The sequence below is a fragment of the Thermoflavimicrobium daqui genome, assembly GCF_003313465.1.
Lineage (GTDB): Bacteria > Bacillota > Bacilli > Thermoactinomycetales > Thermoactinomycetaceae > Thermoflavimicrobium > Thermoflavimicrobium daqui.
The window spans coordinates 275144-292582 of the sequence record NZ_KZ845663.1 but is presented as its reverse complement, the minus strand read 5'-3'; the positions used below and the strand labels follow the sequence as shown (position 1 = coordinate 292582).

At 35.7% G+C, this 17439-nt stretch carries 17 protein-coding genes, 1 pseudogene and 2 CRISPR repeat arrays; of the genes and pseudogenes, 12 read left to right on the top strand and 6 right to left on the bottom strand.

The genetic code is table 11. From position 1 onward, the window contains the following. Window positions 1-81: 81 nt before the first annotated feature. The 7 genes from DL897_RS01430 to cas2 all read left to right on the top strand — a co-directional run bounded on the left by DL897_RS01430 (window position 82) and on the right by cas2 (window position 8436). A complete protein-coding gene (locus DL897_RS01430; protein WP_113657346.1) occupies window positions 82-1119 on the top strand; it encodes an SMODS domain-containing nucleotidyltransferase in 1038 nt (345 codons plus the stop codon). Continuing rightward, entirely contained in the window at window positions 1106-1495 is a 390-nt protein-coding gene (locus DL897_RS01425) for a type II CBASS E2 protein (protein ID WP_113657345.1), read from the top strand. Before DL897_RS01430 ends, DL897_RS01425 begins: the two co-directional genes overlap by 14 nt. Before the next feature lie 24 nt (window positions 1496-1519). After that, a complete protein-coding gene (locus tag DL897_RS01420) occupies window positions 1520-2476 on the top strand; it encodes a CBASS cGAMP-activated phospholipase (RefSeq protein WP_113657344.1) in 957 nt (318 codons plus the stop codon). A 435-nt stretch (window positions 2477-2911) separates the two neighbouring features. Further along, the gene (locus tag DL897_RS01415) at window positions 2912-3097 is read left to right on the top strand and encodes a type Z 30S ribosomal protein S14 (protein WP_113657343.1); all 186 of its coding nucleotides are present in this window, start codon (window positions 2912-2914) and stop codon (window positions 3095-3097) included. Between the two features lie 214 nt (window positions 3098-3311). Further along, window positions 3312-3610: a CRISPR direct-repeat array (repeat unit 36 nt; unit sequence GCTATAGTTCCCTAATGAAATACGATATCATATGAT). 417 nt (window positions 3611-4027) lie between these two features. Beyond that, a complete protein-coding gene (cas9, locus tag DL897_RS01410; protein WP_113657342.1) occupies window positions 4028-7255 on the top strand; it encodes a type II CRISPR RNA-guided endonuclease Cas9 in 3228 nt (1075 codons plus the stop codon). Then, a complete protein-coding gene (gene cas1 / locus DL897_RS01405; protein WP_240627231.1) occupies window positions 7224-8123 on the top strand; it encodes a type II CRISPR-associated endonuclease Cas1 in 900 nt (299 codons plus the stop codon). Before cas9 ends, cas1 begins: the two co-directional genes overlap by 32 nt. A gap of 4 nt (window positions 8124-8127) precedes the next feature. Next, entirely contained in the window at window positions 8128-8436 is a 309-nt protein-coding gene (cas2, locus tag DL897_RS01400) for a CRISPR-associated endonuclease Cas2 (protein WP_113657340.1), read from the top strand. Window positions 8437-8533: 97 nt separating this feature from the next. Beyond that, a CRISPR array of direct repeats spans window positions 8534-9096; the repeat unit is 36 nt; unit sequence ATCATATCATATCGAACTTCGTTAGGGAACTATAGC. 38 nt (window positions 9097-9134) lie between these two features. Here cas2 and DL897_RS01395 read toward each other — a convergent pair. The 3 genes from DL897_RS01395 to DL897_RS01385 form a co-directional block, all read right to left on the bottom strand. Continuing rightward, complete coding sequence (locus DL897_RS01395) at window positions 9135-9545, bottom strand: helix-turn-helix domain-containing protein (protein WP_113657339.1); 411 nt, start codon at window positions 9543-9545, stop codon at window positions 9135-9137. Between the two features lie 296 nt (window positions 9546-9841). After that, a complete protein-coding gene (locus DL897_RS01390; RefSeq protein WP_113657338.1) occupies window positions 9842-10261 on the bottom strand; it encodes a hypothetical protein in 420 nt (139 codons plus the stop codon). A 5-nt stretch (window positions 10262-10266) separates the two neighbouring features. Then, on the bottom strand, window positions 10267-10575 hold the full coding sequence (locus DL897_RS01385) for a helix-turn-helix domain-containing protein (protein WP_113657337.1): 309 nt from the start codon (window positions 10573-10575) through the stop codon (window positions 10267-10269). 650 nt (window positions 10576-11225) lie between these two features. On the opposite strand from DL897_RS01385, the gene DL897_RS18445 reads away from it, so the two are divergent. From DL897_RS18445 to DL897_RS01365, 4 genes are all read left to right on the top strand, one after another. Then, window positions 11226-11387 (top strand): hypothetical protein, encoded by a 162-nt coding sequence (locus DL897_RS18445; RefSeq protein ID WP_206186468.1) that lies wholly within the window; start codon window positions 11226-11228, stop codon window positions 11385-11387. A gap of 202 nt (window positions 11388-11589) precedes the next feature. Further along, on the top strand, window positions 11590-11793 hold the full coding sequence (locus tag DL897_RS01375) for a hypothetical protein (RefSeq protein ID WP_113657335.1): 204 nt from the start codon (window positions 11590-11592) through the stop codon (window positions 11791-11793). 30 nt (window positions 11794-11823) lie between these two features. Continuing rightward, window positions 11824-12813: a replication protein gene (locus DL897_RS01370; RefSeq protein ID WP_113657334.1), complete on the top strand. Its 990-nt coding sequence runs from the start codon at window positions 11824-11826 to the stop codon at window positions 12811-12813. Next, the gene (locus DL897_RS01365) at window positions 12698-13492 is read left to right on the top strand and encodes an ATP-binding protein (protein ID WP_113657333.1); all 795 of its coding nucleotides are present in this window, start codon (window positions 12698-12700) and stop codon (window positions 13490-13492) included. The genes DL897_RS01370 and DL897_RS01365 overlap by 116 nt, the downstream gene beginning before the upstream one ends. A 109-nt stretch (window positions 13493-13601) precedes the next feature. Here DL897_RS01365 and DL897_RS01360 read toward each other — a convergent pair whose 3' ends face one another. Beyond that, entirely contained in the window at window positions 13602-14243 is a 642-nt protein-coding gene (locus DL897_RS01360) for an NUDIX hydrolase (protein WP_113657332.1), read from the bottom strand. A gap of 1406 nt (window positions 14244-15649) precedes the next feature. On the opposite strand from DL897_RS01360, the pseudogene DL897_RS01355 reads away from it, so the two are divergent. Then, window positions 15650-15832, top strand: a pseudogene (locus DL897_RS01355) (recombinase family protein); the annotation flags it as partial. A 74-nt stretch (window positions 15833-15906) separates the two neighbouring features. Here DL897_RS01355 and DL897_RS01350 read toward each other — a convergent pair. Together DL897_RS01350 and DL897_RS01345 are read right to left on the bottom strand one after the other, a co-directional pair. Beyond that, on the bottom strand, window positions 15907-16506 hold the full coding sequence (locus DL897_RS01350) for an HD domain-containing protein (RefSeq protein ID WP_113657331.1): 600 nt from the start codon (window positions 16504-16506) through the stop codon (window positions 15907-15909). A gap of 95 nt (window positions 16507-16601) precedes the next feature. Further along, the gene (locus tag DL897_RS01345) at window positions 16602-17402 is read right to left on the bottom strand and encodes a GntR family transcriptional regulator (RefSeq protein WP_113657330.1); all 801 of its coding nucleotides are present in this window, start codon (window positions 17400-17402) and stop codon (window positions 16602-16604) included. Window positions 17403-17439: the final 37 nt, after the last annotated feature.

The window sequence follows — 17439 nt, the reverse complement described above, 5'->3', positions numbered from 1 at the left end:
CCTATAACAGAAGGGGTATGCCTAAAACCCCTTCTGTTATATTTCATAGGTAAGAGTTCTAAGAAATTAGGGGGGGTAATAATGAAATTAGAAGAATATTTTAAGCTATTTATCAAAAATATAAGTTTGAATATAAACCGTATAGAAAAAATTGAAAGTGCAATCTCTACATGGGAGGAAATCTTTCAAGAAGATAATGAAATTGGCGAAAGATTTAGGGAATTTTATACACAAGGGTCATTTGCTACTACCACAGCGGTTCGCCCAAACAATGGTGATGAATTTGATGTAGATGCAGTTTTATTAGTAGAAGTAGAAAAAGGGGATTCTAAAGATTTTTTCAATTGGATTGTCGAACGTATGAAAACTAAAGAAAAATATAAAGGTAAAATTAAACCAAAAGATCGATGTGTGAGAGTTAACTATGCTGGAGATTTCCATGTTGACATTGTACCTGCTAAATCTACTTATGGAGATTCAATTTTTATTCCTTCAAAAAAAGAGGGAGAGTGGGTGAAGACTAATCCTAAAGGATTTAAAAAGTGGTTCGACCGTATGAACATTCAGCATGATAGGAAGTTGAGTCCTATAGTGAGAATACTGAAACATTGGAGGGATAAGAATGTTGGAGATAAAATAGCCCCTAAATCAATATTACTGACTACACTCGTTGGAAAATATATGGTTGAAAAAAATTCTTATGCTGAAACATTAGTAGCTACTTTAGAGAATTTAAATAACAAATTAGAGGAGTTAATGAATAATCAGAAAGATGATGCTACGCTTGAAGTATGTAATCCATCACTAGAAGATGAGAATTTAGCACGAGATTGGGATATTAATAAATGTCGAGTATTTAAAGATAAGCTGAAGTCACTCCATAAAAAAGCATTAGAGGCTTTAGAAGAGCCTAATAAAGAAAAAAGTATAGAGAAATGGCAAGGAATCTTTGAAAAGTTCCCTTCACAATTAATAGAAGAAGGTGCAAAGATGGCGGAACTTATTGCATCTGGTTCTGTTTATGTAAATTCACAGGGTGAGTTAAATATTAGCCAACAAGGTACCCAAATAAAAAAGCATCGCTTTTTCGGAGAGAGAGAAGACGATGAAAAAATTTAAACCACAATATTTGAACGAGGTTCAGCAAAATCTTAAAATTAAGTATAAATATCCTTCTTTTAAACATAAAAAAGGATACTGGGTTGGTACTCTAAAACCAACCCAGTCATCTCCAGAGTATTTGATCAAAGTTGTCTATGATTGCTTTACACCTAATGTGTTTATTTTGAAACCTGAAATTAAAAAAGATGCACCTCATCGATATCCAAATGGAACTCTTTGTTTGTACTATCCAAAAGATAATAGCTATGATGGACGTACTTTTATAGCTGATACGATTATACCTTGGACTGCAGAATGGCTCTACTTTTATGAAAAATGGCTGGAAGACGGGATCTGGTGGGGACATGAAGCACCTCATAGCCTTAAGGACTGAAATAAATACAGGGAGGCGATAAAGTTGATTGATTGGGATGAGATAAAAACAAACGGATGGAAGACTAGAAGGGATAGAGAATTTCGAATTCTTTCTATTGATGGAGGTGGTATGAAAGGAGTTTTCCCTGCGAGATATCTATCAAGGATTGAGGAAGAAGTACCACAACCACTTCATCAGTATTTTGATTTAATTGCTGGAACATCAACAGGTGGGATTATTGCACTAGCAGTAACTTATGGTTTAACTGCGAAAGATATATTGGATCTGTATCTTGAAAAAGGAAAAGATATATTTGGACGAAAGCGAATTACGAGAGGTTATTTAAAACATGCTAAGTATGATAACACTGGCTTAATCAATGTGTTAAAAGAAAAGTTTAAAGATGCACGTTTAACAAAAGCTAATTCAATGGTATGTATACCTGCTATTGAACATCACAAAGCGAAACCTAAAGTCTATAAGACACCTCATCTTCCAGTTTATTTTGAGGATGGCAAGCTAGAATTCTGGAAAATTGCATTGGCAACCTCTGCAGCACCTTTTTATCTTCCAGCAGCAAAAGTCAGTAATACTGAGTGTAAGATTGATGGAGGTCTCTGGGCTAATAATCCAGTTTTAGTAGCTATTGCAGAAGCGGTTAAACTTGGATACCCATTAGAGCAAATTAAAATTCTTTCTATTGGAACCGGAACCAATATTTATCAAATTGATAATAAAAATGCAGAATTTGGTGGACTTACATCATGGAGATTAAATCTTGTAGAATTCACTATGCAATCCCAATCTAAAGGCGCTTTTCATACTGCAAATTATTTGATAGGTAATAAGCTTCATCGCATCGATTATGAGACTAGCCTAAAAATGGCTTTAGACACAACTGAAAAGGAATCACTTAATCGACTTATTCATGAAGCCGATACAGTATTTCAAGAGACATTTATGAAAGGTAATAATATTTATACAGAGTTCTTTAGTTAAAGCTAAAGAGGTAGGATTAGCTACTCGAGTGTTTCAAGATGACTTTTAAAGAAGTAGTTTATACTAAACTTTTTGGTGTCCGAAATATTGATTTAGATCCAAAATATATGTTAAACACTTGTTAACCTAAAAAACAAGAGATGAGATAATGAGTGACAACAATTGAGTGGGATAAGACTACAATTATTTCTGATGGGATAGTGTATATAAGATATGCATTTAAGGAAAATAGATGATAAATGAAAGATAAGCTTGTACCATTCTACATTTTTAATAATCCTTCTTAAAAAGCCTAATACTTCTGGAGATTATTAAAGTTGAGGAAAAAGGGGATAATACCATCAATCTGTACAGGGATATAGTTGTTGTGGATTTGTAGATGAAGTAATTTTTGGTGATATGATATGGTAAACCACATCAAAGGGAGGGAATCAAATGGCGAAGAAGTCGATGATAGTGAAGTCCCAACGTCAACCGAAATTCAAAGTCCGTTCCTATACACGTTGTAGACGTTGTGGTCGACCACATTCCGTATTGCGCAAGTTCAATCTCTGTCGTATCTGCTTCCGTGATCTAGCCTATAAGGGGCAGATTCCAGGTGTAAAAAAAGCAAGTTGGTAGCATGAGTATAAGAGTAGGTTGCATTGGTTGTCATGCAGGTAAGACGTTTTCACAATGTATGGTGCACACTGGCTTTATCCCATATGGTTGGGAAGATTGCGACACCAAAGTTTTGTATGGAGTAAATTTTTGATCTAGGTGTGTATATTTATGGGAATAAGTTAGGGGATTGCAAAAATAATTTGCTACCGTGATGGATACAATTAAGAAGGAAATCAAAGTTTCTTAATGAAATACGATATCATATGATCCGCTAAGTACGGGTTTAACATTAGCTCCGCTATAGTTCCCTAATGAAATACGATATCATATGATCTCTTGAGCATTCCATAGCAGCGGTATGTTGCTATAGTTCCCTAATGAAATACGATATCATATGATGGACAGCGTGGCAACTGTCTCCTGATAGAGGCTATAGTTCCCTAATGAAATACGATATCATATGATAAATCTCCAGTTGGAACTGCATCTCCAAGAGCTATAGTTCCCTAATGAAATACGATATCATATGATACCTTTCCCAAACCTCTTGTGAATTCTATATTTATAAGGGGTTTCCTTCTAAAAAACGAATGTGTTAGGGTGCATTTTCTTTTTCTTTCGTCGTTTTTTTAAAAAAATAAGTACGAAATGAATGGTTGCTATTTTAGGATCGAATTGGTATACTGGTTTATGATCATATCATATCGAACTTTGTTAGGTTACTATAGTAAGGGCTTTTGACCCGTGGCGTTGGGGATCGCCAAAAACTCCCCATTTAAATTTGTTTAATAAAAAACCACTATCTTATGATGAAAGAAAATTTTCAATATAAGATAGTGGTTTTTTTATACATATCGGCTTATAACAATTTGAAAAAGGGTTAAGTTATAATTAATTATGTATTTAATTGAATATTTTACTTATGGATCATAGAAGGGAGTATTTTATATGAAATACCGAATTGGACTAGATATTGGGATAAGTTCATGTGGTTGGGCGGTTATCAACTTAGATCAGGAGCGTATCGAAGATTTGGGTGTAAGAATTTTCGATAAAGCAGAAACTGGAGATGGAGAACCTTTAGCCAAACCACGAAGAGATGCACGAGGAGCAAGGAGAAGAAATCGTCGGAAAAGGCATCGTATTGAGAGAATTAGAGAGTTAATTGTTCGTTCTGATCTTCTGACTCGTACAGAAATGGATCATTTGTATAATGATTGTTTTGAGCTAGATGTATGGGAATTGCGTGTAGATGCATTACAAAGAAAACTGAGTAAGAAGGAATGGGCTCGTGTTCTGATTCATTTGGCGCAACGTAGAGGATTTAAGTCAAATCGAAAAAGTGAAGAAAGTAAAAAAGAAAATGGACCCCTACTCTCCAATATCAATGAAAACCGCCGAATCATGGACGAAAATGGCTATCAAACTATTGCAGAATTGATGGTGAATCACGAGAAATTTAAAAATCATAAACGCAATAAAGCAGGAAGTTATTTAAGTGTCGTGAGCCGTCAGGATGTTCATCAAGAAATCGTTACTCTTTTTGAATCTCAACGAGTACATCAGAACCCTTGGGCAACTTCTGAGTTTGAAGAAGCATATCTTGAAATCTGGTCTTCGCAAAGACCTTATGCTTCTAAGGAACAAATTGAAAAAATGATTGGCTTTTGTACATTGGAAGAGGGAGAAAAACGTGCACCAAAGGCATCCATTTCATTCCAAAAGTTTATGGCTCTGCAAAAAATCAATCATCTTCGCTTCGTTGGAGTTGACGGAGGCAGGATGTTGACTCATGAAGAGCGCAATTACATATTACAAATTGCCTTTACGAAAAAAACAGTCAAGTATCATGACATACGAAAACAACTACAATTGGATGATCAGATTCGCTTTCGTGATCTCTATTATGAAGCTTCCAAGTCTGTACAAGAAGTAGAAAAAGCGAAGTTTCTAGAGTTGACTGATTATCATCGTCTCTACTCTACATTAAAAAAATTGGTTGGCAAGAATTTAAGTGATGAAGTAAATGATTTGGATTGGGACACATTTGCATATGCCTTAACTATTTTTAAGGATGATCAAGATATTCGAGACTATTTAAAAAATGAATATAAAGATAGTAAAGGGAGACATCAGGCTAATCTAGCTAATCAAGTGTATCCAGATGAATGGATCGATGAATTAATCAAGCTTAGCTTTTCAAAGGTAGGACATTTATCATTTGTAGCTATACGAAAAGTTCTACCTTATCTAGAGCAAGGATACACCTATGATAAAGCATGTGAGCTAGCCGGATATCAATTTCAAGGGAATGCCTCGTCAGTGAAGAAACGACTCCTACCTGCCATTCCTCTTATTGGTAATCCTGTTGTTCAACGTGCCTTATCGCAAACAAGAAAGGTAATTAATGCTATTATTAAACGCTATGGCTCACCTGTCTCCATTCATATCGAAACATCAAGAGAATTACCTAAAAGGTTTGATGAGCGTAAAAAAATTCAAAAGGAACATGAAGAAAATAGAAAAATGAATGAAACAGCACGAAAGAGACTGAAAGAGTTAGGTATTAATGATCCAAGAGGACAAGACATTGTTAAATATAAACTGTGGCAGCAACAAAATGGATGGTGCATGTATTCAAATAAGTACATAGAACCTAACATATTATGTGAGATTGGTTGCACCGAGGTAGACCACATATTGCCATTTAGTAGAAGCTTGGATGACAGTTATAACAATAAGGTATTGGTTTTAGCTAGAGAAAATCAAAATAAAGGAAGTAAGACTCCTTTTGAATATTTGGGTGGAGATGAATCAAAGTGGAATGAATTCGTAAAAAGAGTAGAAAATAATAGTAAGATCAATAAAGTAAAGAAGAGAAATCTTCTACGTAAGCATTTTAATGAAAGAGAGCAACAAGAATTTCGCGAGCGCAATTTAATTGATACCCAATACATTTCAAGATTTATGTCCAACTTTATTCGACAAAATCTACTTTTTGCCGATGATCCTATCAAGAAAAAAGTAGTGACTGTGAACGGAAAGGTAACGGCACATCTACGTAGTCGTTGGGGATTCAATAAGAATCGAGCGGAAAGCGATTTGCATCACGCAGTTGATGCCGTCATTGTTGGGGTAACATCTGATCATATGATTCAGCTTGTGAACCGGTATTATCAACAATGTGAAGAAGATAAATTTTATATCAAAAGGAATAAAATCGACTTCCCTGAACCTTGGCATAACTTTAGATTAGAGTTAGAAGCAAGAATATCCCAAAGTCCCCAAATGAGCATAAAGAGTTTAAATCATGGGAATTATGATGAGGAAATGATTAAAAAAGTAAGACCTATTTTTGTATCGAGGATGCCTAGGAGAAGTGTAACAGGTGAAGCACATCAAAAGACGATCCGTAAGTTCGTAGGCTATTCGGAGAATGGATTGATACTTACGGCTATAAAGACACCATTAACAAAGATTACATTGGATAAAAACGGGGAATTCCCAATGTATGGAAAAGAAAGCGATCCAGCAACATATCAAGCCATTAAAGCAAGGTTATTGGAATTTAATAATGATCCGAAAAAGGCATTTGAAAAGCCCTTACATAAGCCTACTAAATCAGGGAAATTAGGGCCGGTCATTAAATCAGTCAAAATCTTAGATAAACAAAGAGTAGTACGTCCCATAAATCAAAAAAGAGGAGTCGTTTATAACTCTAAAATCATTCGTACAGATGTTTTCTTCAAAGATGGAAAATATTATTTAATTCCGATTTATACCATCGATACAACCAAAGATGGATTACCAAATAAAGCAATTACTGCAGGTAAACCTTATGCAGAATGGGTAGAAATCGACGATACATTTGAATTTCGATTCAGTTTATTTCCAAATGATTTAGTAAGGGTAGTACCCAGAATCAATGTGAAAGTTAAGGAGATAGCTACAGGAGCAAAAACAAAGCTCAAAGAGTTTATTGGCTATTATAAAAGTGTTGATATTTCAACTGCAGGAATCTACCTTATTTCACATGATAGAGTGTATGAATCTGAAAAAATTGGATCAAAAACCTTGGTAGAATTCGAAAAATATCAAGTTGATATATTGGGTAACTATACCAAAGTAAAAGGAGAGAAACGACTTGGGCTGGCGACACGTCATGATCACCAATAAAGCTAAGTTGTCAGTAAGAAACAACCAATTGGTGATTATACAAGATGAAGAAGTAAAAATTCCTTTAGAAGATATTGCAACGGTTCTTCTAGAAGAGAATGCATCCGTTATTACAGGGTTTGCATTAAGTAAATTTAGTGAATATAACATTGCTCTTTTTACCTGTAATCAAAAACATCTACCTAATGGAGTATTGCACGGCTTTCAAACACATTCTAGACAGTTAAGCGTATTGCAACGGCAATACGCTTTATCTAAACCTTTTAAAAAACGAATTTGGCAACGGATTATTATACAAAAGTTATTAAATCAAGCAGAGTGCTTATCAATTTTGGGAAAGAGTGGATATGATGAATTGATTCAAATAAGTAAAAAAGTGGATTCTGGAGATACTACCAATCGAGAAGCTTATGGAGCACAAATATACTTCAAATATCTATTTGATGGGAAATTTCATCGGCGACAGGAAAATACAGTAAATATTGCTTTGAATTATGGATATTCCATCATAAGAGGAGCAGTAGCTAGAGCCTTGGTTAGTTATGGCTTCACTCCTTGCCTTGGAATTATGCACAGTAATGATTTGAATAATTTTAATTTGGCAGATGACTTTATGGAGGTGTATCGTCCGATGGCTGATTTATGTGTCAAAATGTATGTAGATGAAGAGATGGAATTCAGTAAAGAAATTCGAGCACAGTTGTATAATCTGCTTAATTATAATGTCTTGTTTCATGAAGAGAAATATAGCATTTATCGATCTATTGAAGAAATGATTAAAAGCTTTGTTACTGCATGTAGGCATGATGATTTTAATCAATTAAAGCTTCCTCAGCTTTTACCTTTAACACTTCATAAATATGAGTAAATTTATGAGAATTCTAGTTTTCTTTGATTTGCCAGTAGCTAGGAAGTCAGACAGAAAGCAGTATGCAAAGTTTAGAAAGTATCTTCTGAATGATGGGTATGATATGATTCAGTATTCGGTCTATTGCCGAATTTGTAATGGAAATGATGGGATGCAAAAATATCTAGAACGTTTAAATCGTAATTTACCACCGAAGGGATCCGTACGTGTACTAACTATTACAGATAAACAATATGCAAGGATGAAATTACTGGTTGGACTACCCACTCCCACAGAGAAAAAATTAAATTCGACACAGCTTTCGCTTTTCTAAAAAAGAGAAAAATGATAAGGGAGTGATGGCTAAAAACTTGTTTTTTAAAAAGAAAATCCCCTGTAAATATAGGATTCACAAGGGATTTCGAAAAGGTATCATATCATATCGAACTTCGTTAGGGAACTATAGCTTACCACCTAAAACACATAAATTTTTTACAATCATATCATATCGAACTTCGTTAGGGAACTATAGCCTCCAGTTCGTTCTGGTAATAGAACAAATCATCATATCATATCGAACTTCGTTAGGGAACTATAGCGATTAGAGAGGCGAATAGTTAAATCTTGAAATCATATCATATCGAACTTCGTTAGGGAACTATAGCCTAGAATGCGATATGCTTCTGATGGAAAGTATCATATCATATCGAACTTCGTTAGGGAACTATAGCTTCAGACTGTGAGGGTTTGTTTTTTTTGTTATCATATCATATCGAACTTCGTTAGGGAACTATAGCGGATTACCTAAATCATTTGCTAAAAATACATCATATCATATCGAACTTCGTTAGGGAACTATAGCGTGTTAAAGTCGTAAGTTTCGGGCGCATCGATCATATCATATCGAACTTCGTTAGGGAACTATAGCAAAATATTTGACAATCCATTTGACCCTAAAATCATATCATATCGAACTTCATTAGGGAACTATAGCATCACAAACAGTTGTATCTTATTATTAATGTATCACTTCTATTCCTGTTTTCTTAAAACATCTAATGTAGCTTCTAGTTGGGCTATAATAAGCACTTTCTTGTCTTCGGGTATGGGCTTGCCATTTAAGGTAAGCTCTTTTACTTTAAGTACTTCTATGATCTCTTCCATAGCGAGATTTCGATTATTTTGGTTGCTTAGACCTGATACCTCATTTATTGCTTTTCGGAGATCGGTTTCTGCGCTTGTAAGGTTATCTACTCGACCGGTTAAATAGTCTAGAGTAACTTGGAAGAAGTCAGCTATTTTATGAAGTGTTTTAAGGTCAGGCTCTCTTGAGCCTAACTCATAATTTGAAATCTGTCCTCTTGTAAAGCCAAGTTTATTAGCAAGCTCGTATTGACTTAGTTTATTTTCTTTCCTTAATTTAATTAACCGTTCTTTAAACATTTTTTATCTCCCTAAGGTCTTAAATTAATTATAGAAACTTAGTGTTTCTAGTTCAAGGAAACGAAAAGTTGCAAAAAATATTGACAGAAACGAAATGTTACAATAATATATGCGTAAAATTGCAACATAACGTTGCATAACCTCTTTAGCCGCTCATCGTTTTCGATCTTACACAAAAGCGATTCGCATTCTAGAAATGATCTAGATTTTTGGCTCGAATTATGCAACATGCTGTACTTAATAGAGTGCGGAAATTCGGAATAGAATAGGCATAAAAAAGCACCAGCTAGGTGCGATTACTTGACACGCTTTATCTTTCTCAACTCTGTTTCTTGTTCGATAGAGCGCAAAGCGAGAGTTTTAAGAGATTCTTCTTGACGCTGCTGACTTTCCGTAATAACCGAAATCCTTTCTGAATTTTGTACAACTTGTTCGAGGATGGTTGCTTGTTTCTTTTCGATGCGTTCTGTCGTGGGAACTAAATGGCTTACATGCTGATTTAAGGATTCAAGCTCTTGTTTCGTGTTTGCTTCAAAGTGTGTCATACGTTGATTTAAGGATTCAAGTTCTTGTTTCGTGTTTGTTTCAAAGTTAGACATACGCTGGTCTATAGATTCAAGTTCTTGTTTCGTGGCCATGTTCGTTTCAATGTTGGTCACACGTTGATTTAGTGATTTTAGTTCACTCAGAATTTGTTCAAGCAATTGATCACTCATGTGAATCATCCTTTCAATCGAGTTTGCAGGTAATGGTTAAGAGCACGACGCTCTTCAGATGGTAACTTTTTAAGAGCTTCCATGAGTTGTATGAGATCAGGTGGAAGTTGATTGTCGTTAGTAGCAAAGAAGTCTGAAAGAGTAATGCCTAATACAGAGCAAATTTTATCGATGTTTTCCAACGAACATTTTTTATTCCCATTTTCTATAGCTGAAATAAAAGATTGAGATACATCTAGAGCTAAAGCTAACTCTTTGGCACTAATATTTCGCTGTATTCTCAACTCTTTTATACGAGATCCAATGTGAATCATAAAAAATCACCCTTAGTTACTTATAGGTTAATGATAACACAAGATGAGTAAGATTAATTCACGATAAATTAACCAATGGGTAAATTTATAATTGACTTAAATTAACCTATAGATTTATAATGAGTTTGTGGAGGTAAACTAAGTTGTTCCAGTTATTGCGAAATTAAAAAACCGAGAGGATCGTTTTGTAAAATACGATCGAAAAATTGCTAAGAGAAAGAAAGTAGCTCGAAATATATTCATAACATTTGTAATAGATAGTCAAATATTAAAACGAGAAGGAGATTAGCTTTATTCCTTTGAGTAACACATCAAGAGGTCGATTCAGTCAAAAATGGCTCTCTTCTTTATTAACAGCCTTAATAGGTCAGATATGAGTTGATAAAGTGTCCATATCTTTAAAGTAATTTAGAAGGCTCGTACACCTGTCCATATTGCATAGATTTATTTGTAAGACCTATGAAAAGGCAGGGGAAATATTATGAAAAAAGGACGTCGGCTAAATAAAAGAGTGAAGCCAAAGCTTGGGAAAGAAACTTTTGGAGATAAACCGATTGAACAGGCATTTTATGAAGCGTTTTCTCCTTTTTTTCAATCTGGTAGTAGTCTGCAAAAGGAATTGTTTTCATCTTCAAAAGGAGGTGATAGCGTTGCGCATTCGGATCTACGGCTTTATAGAGAAAAGAGTGCCAAAAGTTTGGATATATGTTGATGGAAAGCTTGCTGGACATTTGACTTTAAAAGCCTATGCCCAACTTCTAAATCAAAAGCTCGCTTCTCTGGCGAAAGAAGCGAGCTCTAAAAAAGCTTAACAGTAAAGTTATTCTACCAAACATTTAGTAAAAAGCAAAGCGAAACCCGTTCATTTTATACAAAAAATGTATCTAGATTAGGTAGAGCAGGGTCTAGTCACGCTGTGGCAATTGCTAAGGGTGAAGGTTGATAAGGTTAGGAAGTATATTGGACAAGCAGGGAACCCACCATTCCCTGCTTCTAGTTAGAGGAGGATGAAAGATGGGAGTTTACTTTAATATCAATCCACCAAAATATTGCTGTCATTGTGGTTGGTCAGTAAATCCGAGGAGGAAAGACTTTAAGAGACATCGATCAATGACCTGCTATCAATGTGGATGTGGCTTTGTACATATTCAACGGAATCAGATAGAGAAGTCGGTATTAAGAGAATTTAACCTATTTCATCCAGAAGAAATTGAATAGATCACTTAGATTATAAGGGGGAAGATTGCAATGGCAAATCCACAGCCGGATCACTACACCAAGTTAAATAATGAACTTTATGAAGCCATAATGCAGACAGACTTTTCAAAGCGGCAACGAAACATATTGGATCTCGTCATCCGAATGAGCTATGGATGTGGCAAGAAGGTCGCTTTGCTACGTCCCTCCGATTTTGAGCTGGTTGGCGTTTTAAGGACGCATATAAAAAAAGAGTTAGATTATCTATCAGAGGTAAAAGTATTGCTGATCGATGGTGAACAGATCCAGATCAACAAAAATTATGACCAGTGGCGTGTTAGCTTAGTAAAACGTTTTAGTAAACAGAAGTATATGGAGTTGTTGAAAAGAAATTTGCCCTCTGGACCAGTTACTAAAACCGTAACATCAGAAGGAGATTTCGATTCCCAAAAAAGTAACGCTAGTTACCAAAATGGTAACTCTTTAGTGTATGAAAGTTACCAAAACAGTAACACCTCAGTTACTATTTTGGTAACCGATACAAGCGATGATCCCAATAGTACCAATGGATTTAAGCCTCCTAAAGAAAATAATAAAGAAAATAATAATAATGATGATGATAGATGGAGTGATCTTTCACAAAGTGAGCCATCAAAAGAAGATAGACAAGCCCAGCAAATAGAACGCTATTACTTGAAGAAAAAACAGCGAAAAGCTCCGCTGTCTGCAAAAGACTACCAAGCGATTGATGAATTGGTTACTAAGCAAGTACCATTGGATCGGATCAAAAAAGCGGTGGATCATGCCTTTGAAATCAAAGGGGTTGATGGTGTTCATTCGTTTAATTACTGTGCAACGATTCTCTGGAATTGGATCAATGAAGAAAAAAGGAGAGATCAGCATCATGCAAAAAACAATCAGCGTTATGGATCAAATCAGCGAGAGAATCCAGCGAATGAAAGCATTACAGGCGGCAAAGTCGGATGGCTCAACATGCCCAAATGGCTTGAGGAAAAGCCAGCCCATTTATCAATGCACTAAATGCCAAGATCAAGAAGGATATATTGCACGAGATAAAAATGGCTATGAAGTTTGGTGTTGGTGCGAGTGTCATGTGCAAAGGAGAGTGGAGAGGCTATTTAAATACAGTCGGATCACTAATGAATTTCGTAGACTATCATTTGAGTCGTTCATCCTTGATGGCAGACCCCAACCCGTAAAAAATGCGTTCGCATGTGCCAAAGCTTATCTGGAATATTTCTCACGACTACGATCAGGGAGGAATAATAGCATTGCTTTACTAGGGAAGTCGGGTAGTGGAAAAACGCATCTTCTGATTGCAGTGGCTAATAGTCTATTAAGCCAAGGTGTTGGGGTTCTCTACTTTCCTTGGATAGAAGGCATGAATGATCTAAAAAGTAACTTTGAGGTAATCAGTGATAAAGTGCAGCAGTTAAAGCAAGTTGAGGTTTTATTTATCGATGATCTATTTAAAGGGCGAAAAACAGTAACCGATTTCCAACTTGAACAGCTATTTGACATGATTAATTACCGCTATTTAAATCATCTTCCGATCATGGTCTCATCCGAAAAAGATATTGATCAACTATGTACCATTGATGAAGCGATCGGATCGCGGATTTATGAGATGTGTAAAGACTTTACAGTGATTCTAAAAGGTGATAAAAGTCTGAATTACCGGATTGCAGGGAAGTTATAAGGAGTGAAGGCAGGCTAGTACCTATTGATATAGCAGTTAGGGAAAGTATCCGCCTCCATATGACAAAACGTCGGCTTACCTAGTTTTAGATATACACATTGAAGTTAAACTACCTATTTTTATCTGTATACAAACGTAATAGCTTTTCCGTTGAGGGAAATGCAAGCTGACTCCAAGGAATTTCATCAAAATAGAAAAAATAACCTTTTTTGCTTTCAATGTTAACGATAACCTCTTCATGATCAGCAATCGCTTCGTAGGTCAATTGGATAAGCCCATCCTTAGGATAAGAGAATGTATTAATAATTTTATAAACTTCTATAGAAAGACCTGTTTCTTCTTTTACTTCATTTTGTATGGTTTCAAAAAGATCATGTCCACGTTCAACATATCCTCCTGGAAGTGCCCATAAGCCTTTCCCAGGTTCTTCGTTTCTTTGCAGAAGTAATACTTTGTTTTTTTCTTTATTTAGAACCACTGCCACTACTGCCAGTTTTGGATCTAAGTAGAAGACAAATTGACAATGATGACAAAGGAGTTGAGGTTGATTGGGAATATGCAAGTCTTCTAGGGAAAAACGATGTCCGCAACGCGGGCAAAATTTTAAATCCTCTTTTTTATATCTCCACTGATATTGAAATTGACACTCCCACGGCTGAAGCCGATGGGATTCTTGGATAGTTAGCGTTCGCAGTCCGTTTCCGTTTTGAACAACTCCCAAGTTCAGGGGTGTGTCATCACCCCGTCCCATGCAGTTAGAAATGTACCCACATAGGCGGAACGCCTATTACCAGCGTTCTAGTTCCTTTTCACTCACTCTCATGATTTTCCCTAGTGGGAGAGACTTGTTCGCCACTAGAACCCCATACCATGACGTACATAGGAACAAAACCTACTATAAGTAGGATGAGCACCGCTCATGTATTCGATTATACAGAAAATTGTTGCTCTAAGCAATCCCAAAAAGGGATTACCGAGCAACGCAGTCTTTCATCCTACGATTGAAACCGTGGGCTTTCAGCCCGCAATACCTGTAAAGCTCTTTGTTCATTGTTAAATCTCCTTAACAAGATATAAGATTAAACCCACGAAAGAACGGGTTAATAAAAGTATAACCGCTGGAATTCAAGAACGCTATCCAGAAATGTGAGAGTTTCGAATAGATGTTATAATACACCCAATTCGGTAAAAACATAGCCTTAGAGGAGGATTGGCTATGGATCAATGGCAAGATCATCAAGAATTCACTATAGACTTAGATAAAAAATGGTTTGTTAGTATGATATCGAGTTATTCATAAAACCGATTTACTGAGAATTGCCGGGTGGATTGGCTTTATGGATATAGCTTAAATCACTGCTCGACTTGATATTCAATTAAGAATAATGTAATCTCTTAGTAAGAGGTTTCGTTGCTTTGCGAACACCATGAGCTTCGGAAAAATCCCAAGGGGTGTTCGGAAATGCGAAAGCCCTTGATATGTAAAGGATAGATAAATTATCAGACAGCTCTTATTAGCTAAAATTTGCATGAAACAGCCAAAAATGGCGAGGTGATCGGAAATGAGCTTACAAAGCTAGACATAACAAGGTTTCCAGACATCCGCTATAACAATAAAAAACACCTCATTAAGAGGATTGAAACGAAAATCTACAAGTACAAAACGCAGGACTAATAATTAATAACAATAAAAAACACCTCATTAAGAGGATTGAAACTTTGCTACTTGCTCTGCATCAACTTCCTTTAAAACAATAACAATAAAAAACACCTCATCAAGAGAATTGAAACATTGTAGCGCCTATTGCTATCTTTCCGTCTTGCTCGTACTCGCTGATATATCTGATCTAAATAGACTTTGTGACATAATTTTTATTGTGAAGCTACATTAAAAAAGCTTATTTTTCTGTAGTGCTCGTAAATGAGCTTGAAAGTCCTTTTGTGACAAGGAATTGAAAGCTCTACACTTAAAATAGAGTTGAGTCTATTATGAAATTGAAACCTAGTTTTATTACCTAAAGTAATGGTGGACACATCCAAGATAAACTAAATAAAAACAATCAAAACCCATCTGTATGGTTAGATGGGCTTTGATTGTTTTTAAATAATTACTATAATGGAACGAAATTCAATGATATCCATATTTATGGTATTTGTATGAAAGTCAAATACGCTATGTATGTACGGGTTTCAACGGATCAGGATGAGCAAGTATCCTCCGTTGAAAATCAAATTGTCATATGTCAAAACTGGTTAGAACGGAATGGATATAAATGGGATGAGCATGCGATTTATAAAGATCATGACACTAGTGGGACTTTGTTTTTGGAGCTCCCAGCAAAGCCTGAACTACCGGATTGCAGAAGCAAAGTAGGCTAGTTCCTGGTTGATGGAAAACCAAACTGATGAATCGTTTAGAGTTCTATTGATTTACTTAGTATTCTGTTCACGTTTCTAATCGTCATTTCATAGTAAGGACGATTTGCTAACATAAGTTTTGATACTTCATGATGGGGTCCATAACGATCTAAAACATCTTGTACTCGGTCTTGGAATGTGATGGGCTGACCAGTAGAAGAAGTATGTAGATCACAAAATGTAACCAGATCAATAAATAGCAGATCCAGTTGATCCAACAGAGTATAGTTAATTTCATATAGCTCTATCAAATCGTTACGTGTTTTTTTCACCATTTCAAAGGCACAAGAATGAAAAAGGATGGAGGCTACAACTGGTTTTAAGAATCCTTTTTTGGAAGCAAAAATGGCTCCATCGAGGGGATGAAAATCGTATTTGATGAAGTTTGGAGAATAGCCAATATCATGTAAATAACAAGCCTGTAAAAGAAGAGGTTTCCAGTCATAAGGGACATTTAGCCTTGGAAGGAGGTTTTCCATGTACTGAACAACCCCTAATATGTGTTGATATCGAGCGGATTCAGTAGGAATGAATTGAGAAAGCCATTTTCTTTCGAAACCAATTGAATTGGATTGTGAATTATCAAGTAGATTCATCGTATAGCTTATACTCCTTTAAAAAAATTTTGCTATGAAAATACTCGGGAGTAAATTAAAATACCATATGGATAATCACATGCTATTCTGTATGTTTAAATATCATATATGTATTCAAATTCATATAAGGAAGCATTGCAGATAAATCGGCTATACTCAAAAAGGATTTCCTCTTCTTCCTCTTTAAAGCTTCCCCAGATCCAACGATACATTTCTACAACAGGCTGATTTCTGGCAATATTTAAAATAGATGCTTCTTCGGCAGTAGGCATTCGGCATTTTAAGCGTTCTTTGGTACGTGAAGGATAAAACGCTTTCGTTTTTCTAAGCCATTTAAAAAATGGAACATAGTTTTTATCCCATCTTAGTAAGGGAAAATGTTGTTGATCCTGTTCGTGCATTTCCTTAAGCAAAGATGCAAGATAATAACTATCCATAATCCGGTAAGGAATCCGATCTACAATCTGAACACGATATCTACGAAAGACCTCCACATTTGGATTAATGTTTAATTTCTTTGCAATTTCTACACTAGCCGGAATAATTACAGATGGTTCCAGAAAACGTACTAAAACTTCTCTTCCTTTTCTTTGTAAGATCTCCATGTAAGAATCTGACCGCTGAAGTTCAAGCCCTTCAAGCGTTGGAAGGTTGGAACAACCTAAAATTTCTATTGGAGTATTCGAGCGTACAAAGACCCCTCCACGAGGCACAATATCGATCAAATTTTCTGCTTGAAGTCGAAGAAGTGAGGTACGAATCGTAGAACGACTGACTTTGAGTTTTTCTGCTAATTCTCGCTCAGAGGGTAAGCGTTGTCCAGCGTTATAGTCCCCTTGTTCGATTTGACTTTTTATAGTTTTAACCACCTCATCAATCTTTGAAATATTACTCACTCACTTCACCTCGTTTTTTCGCTGAATATAATTAGTC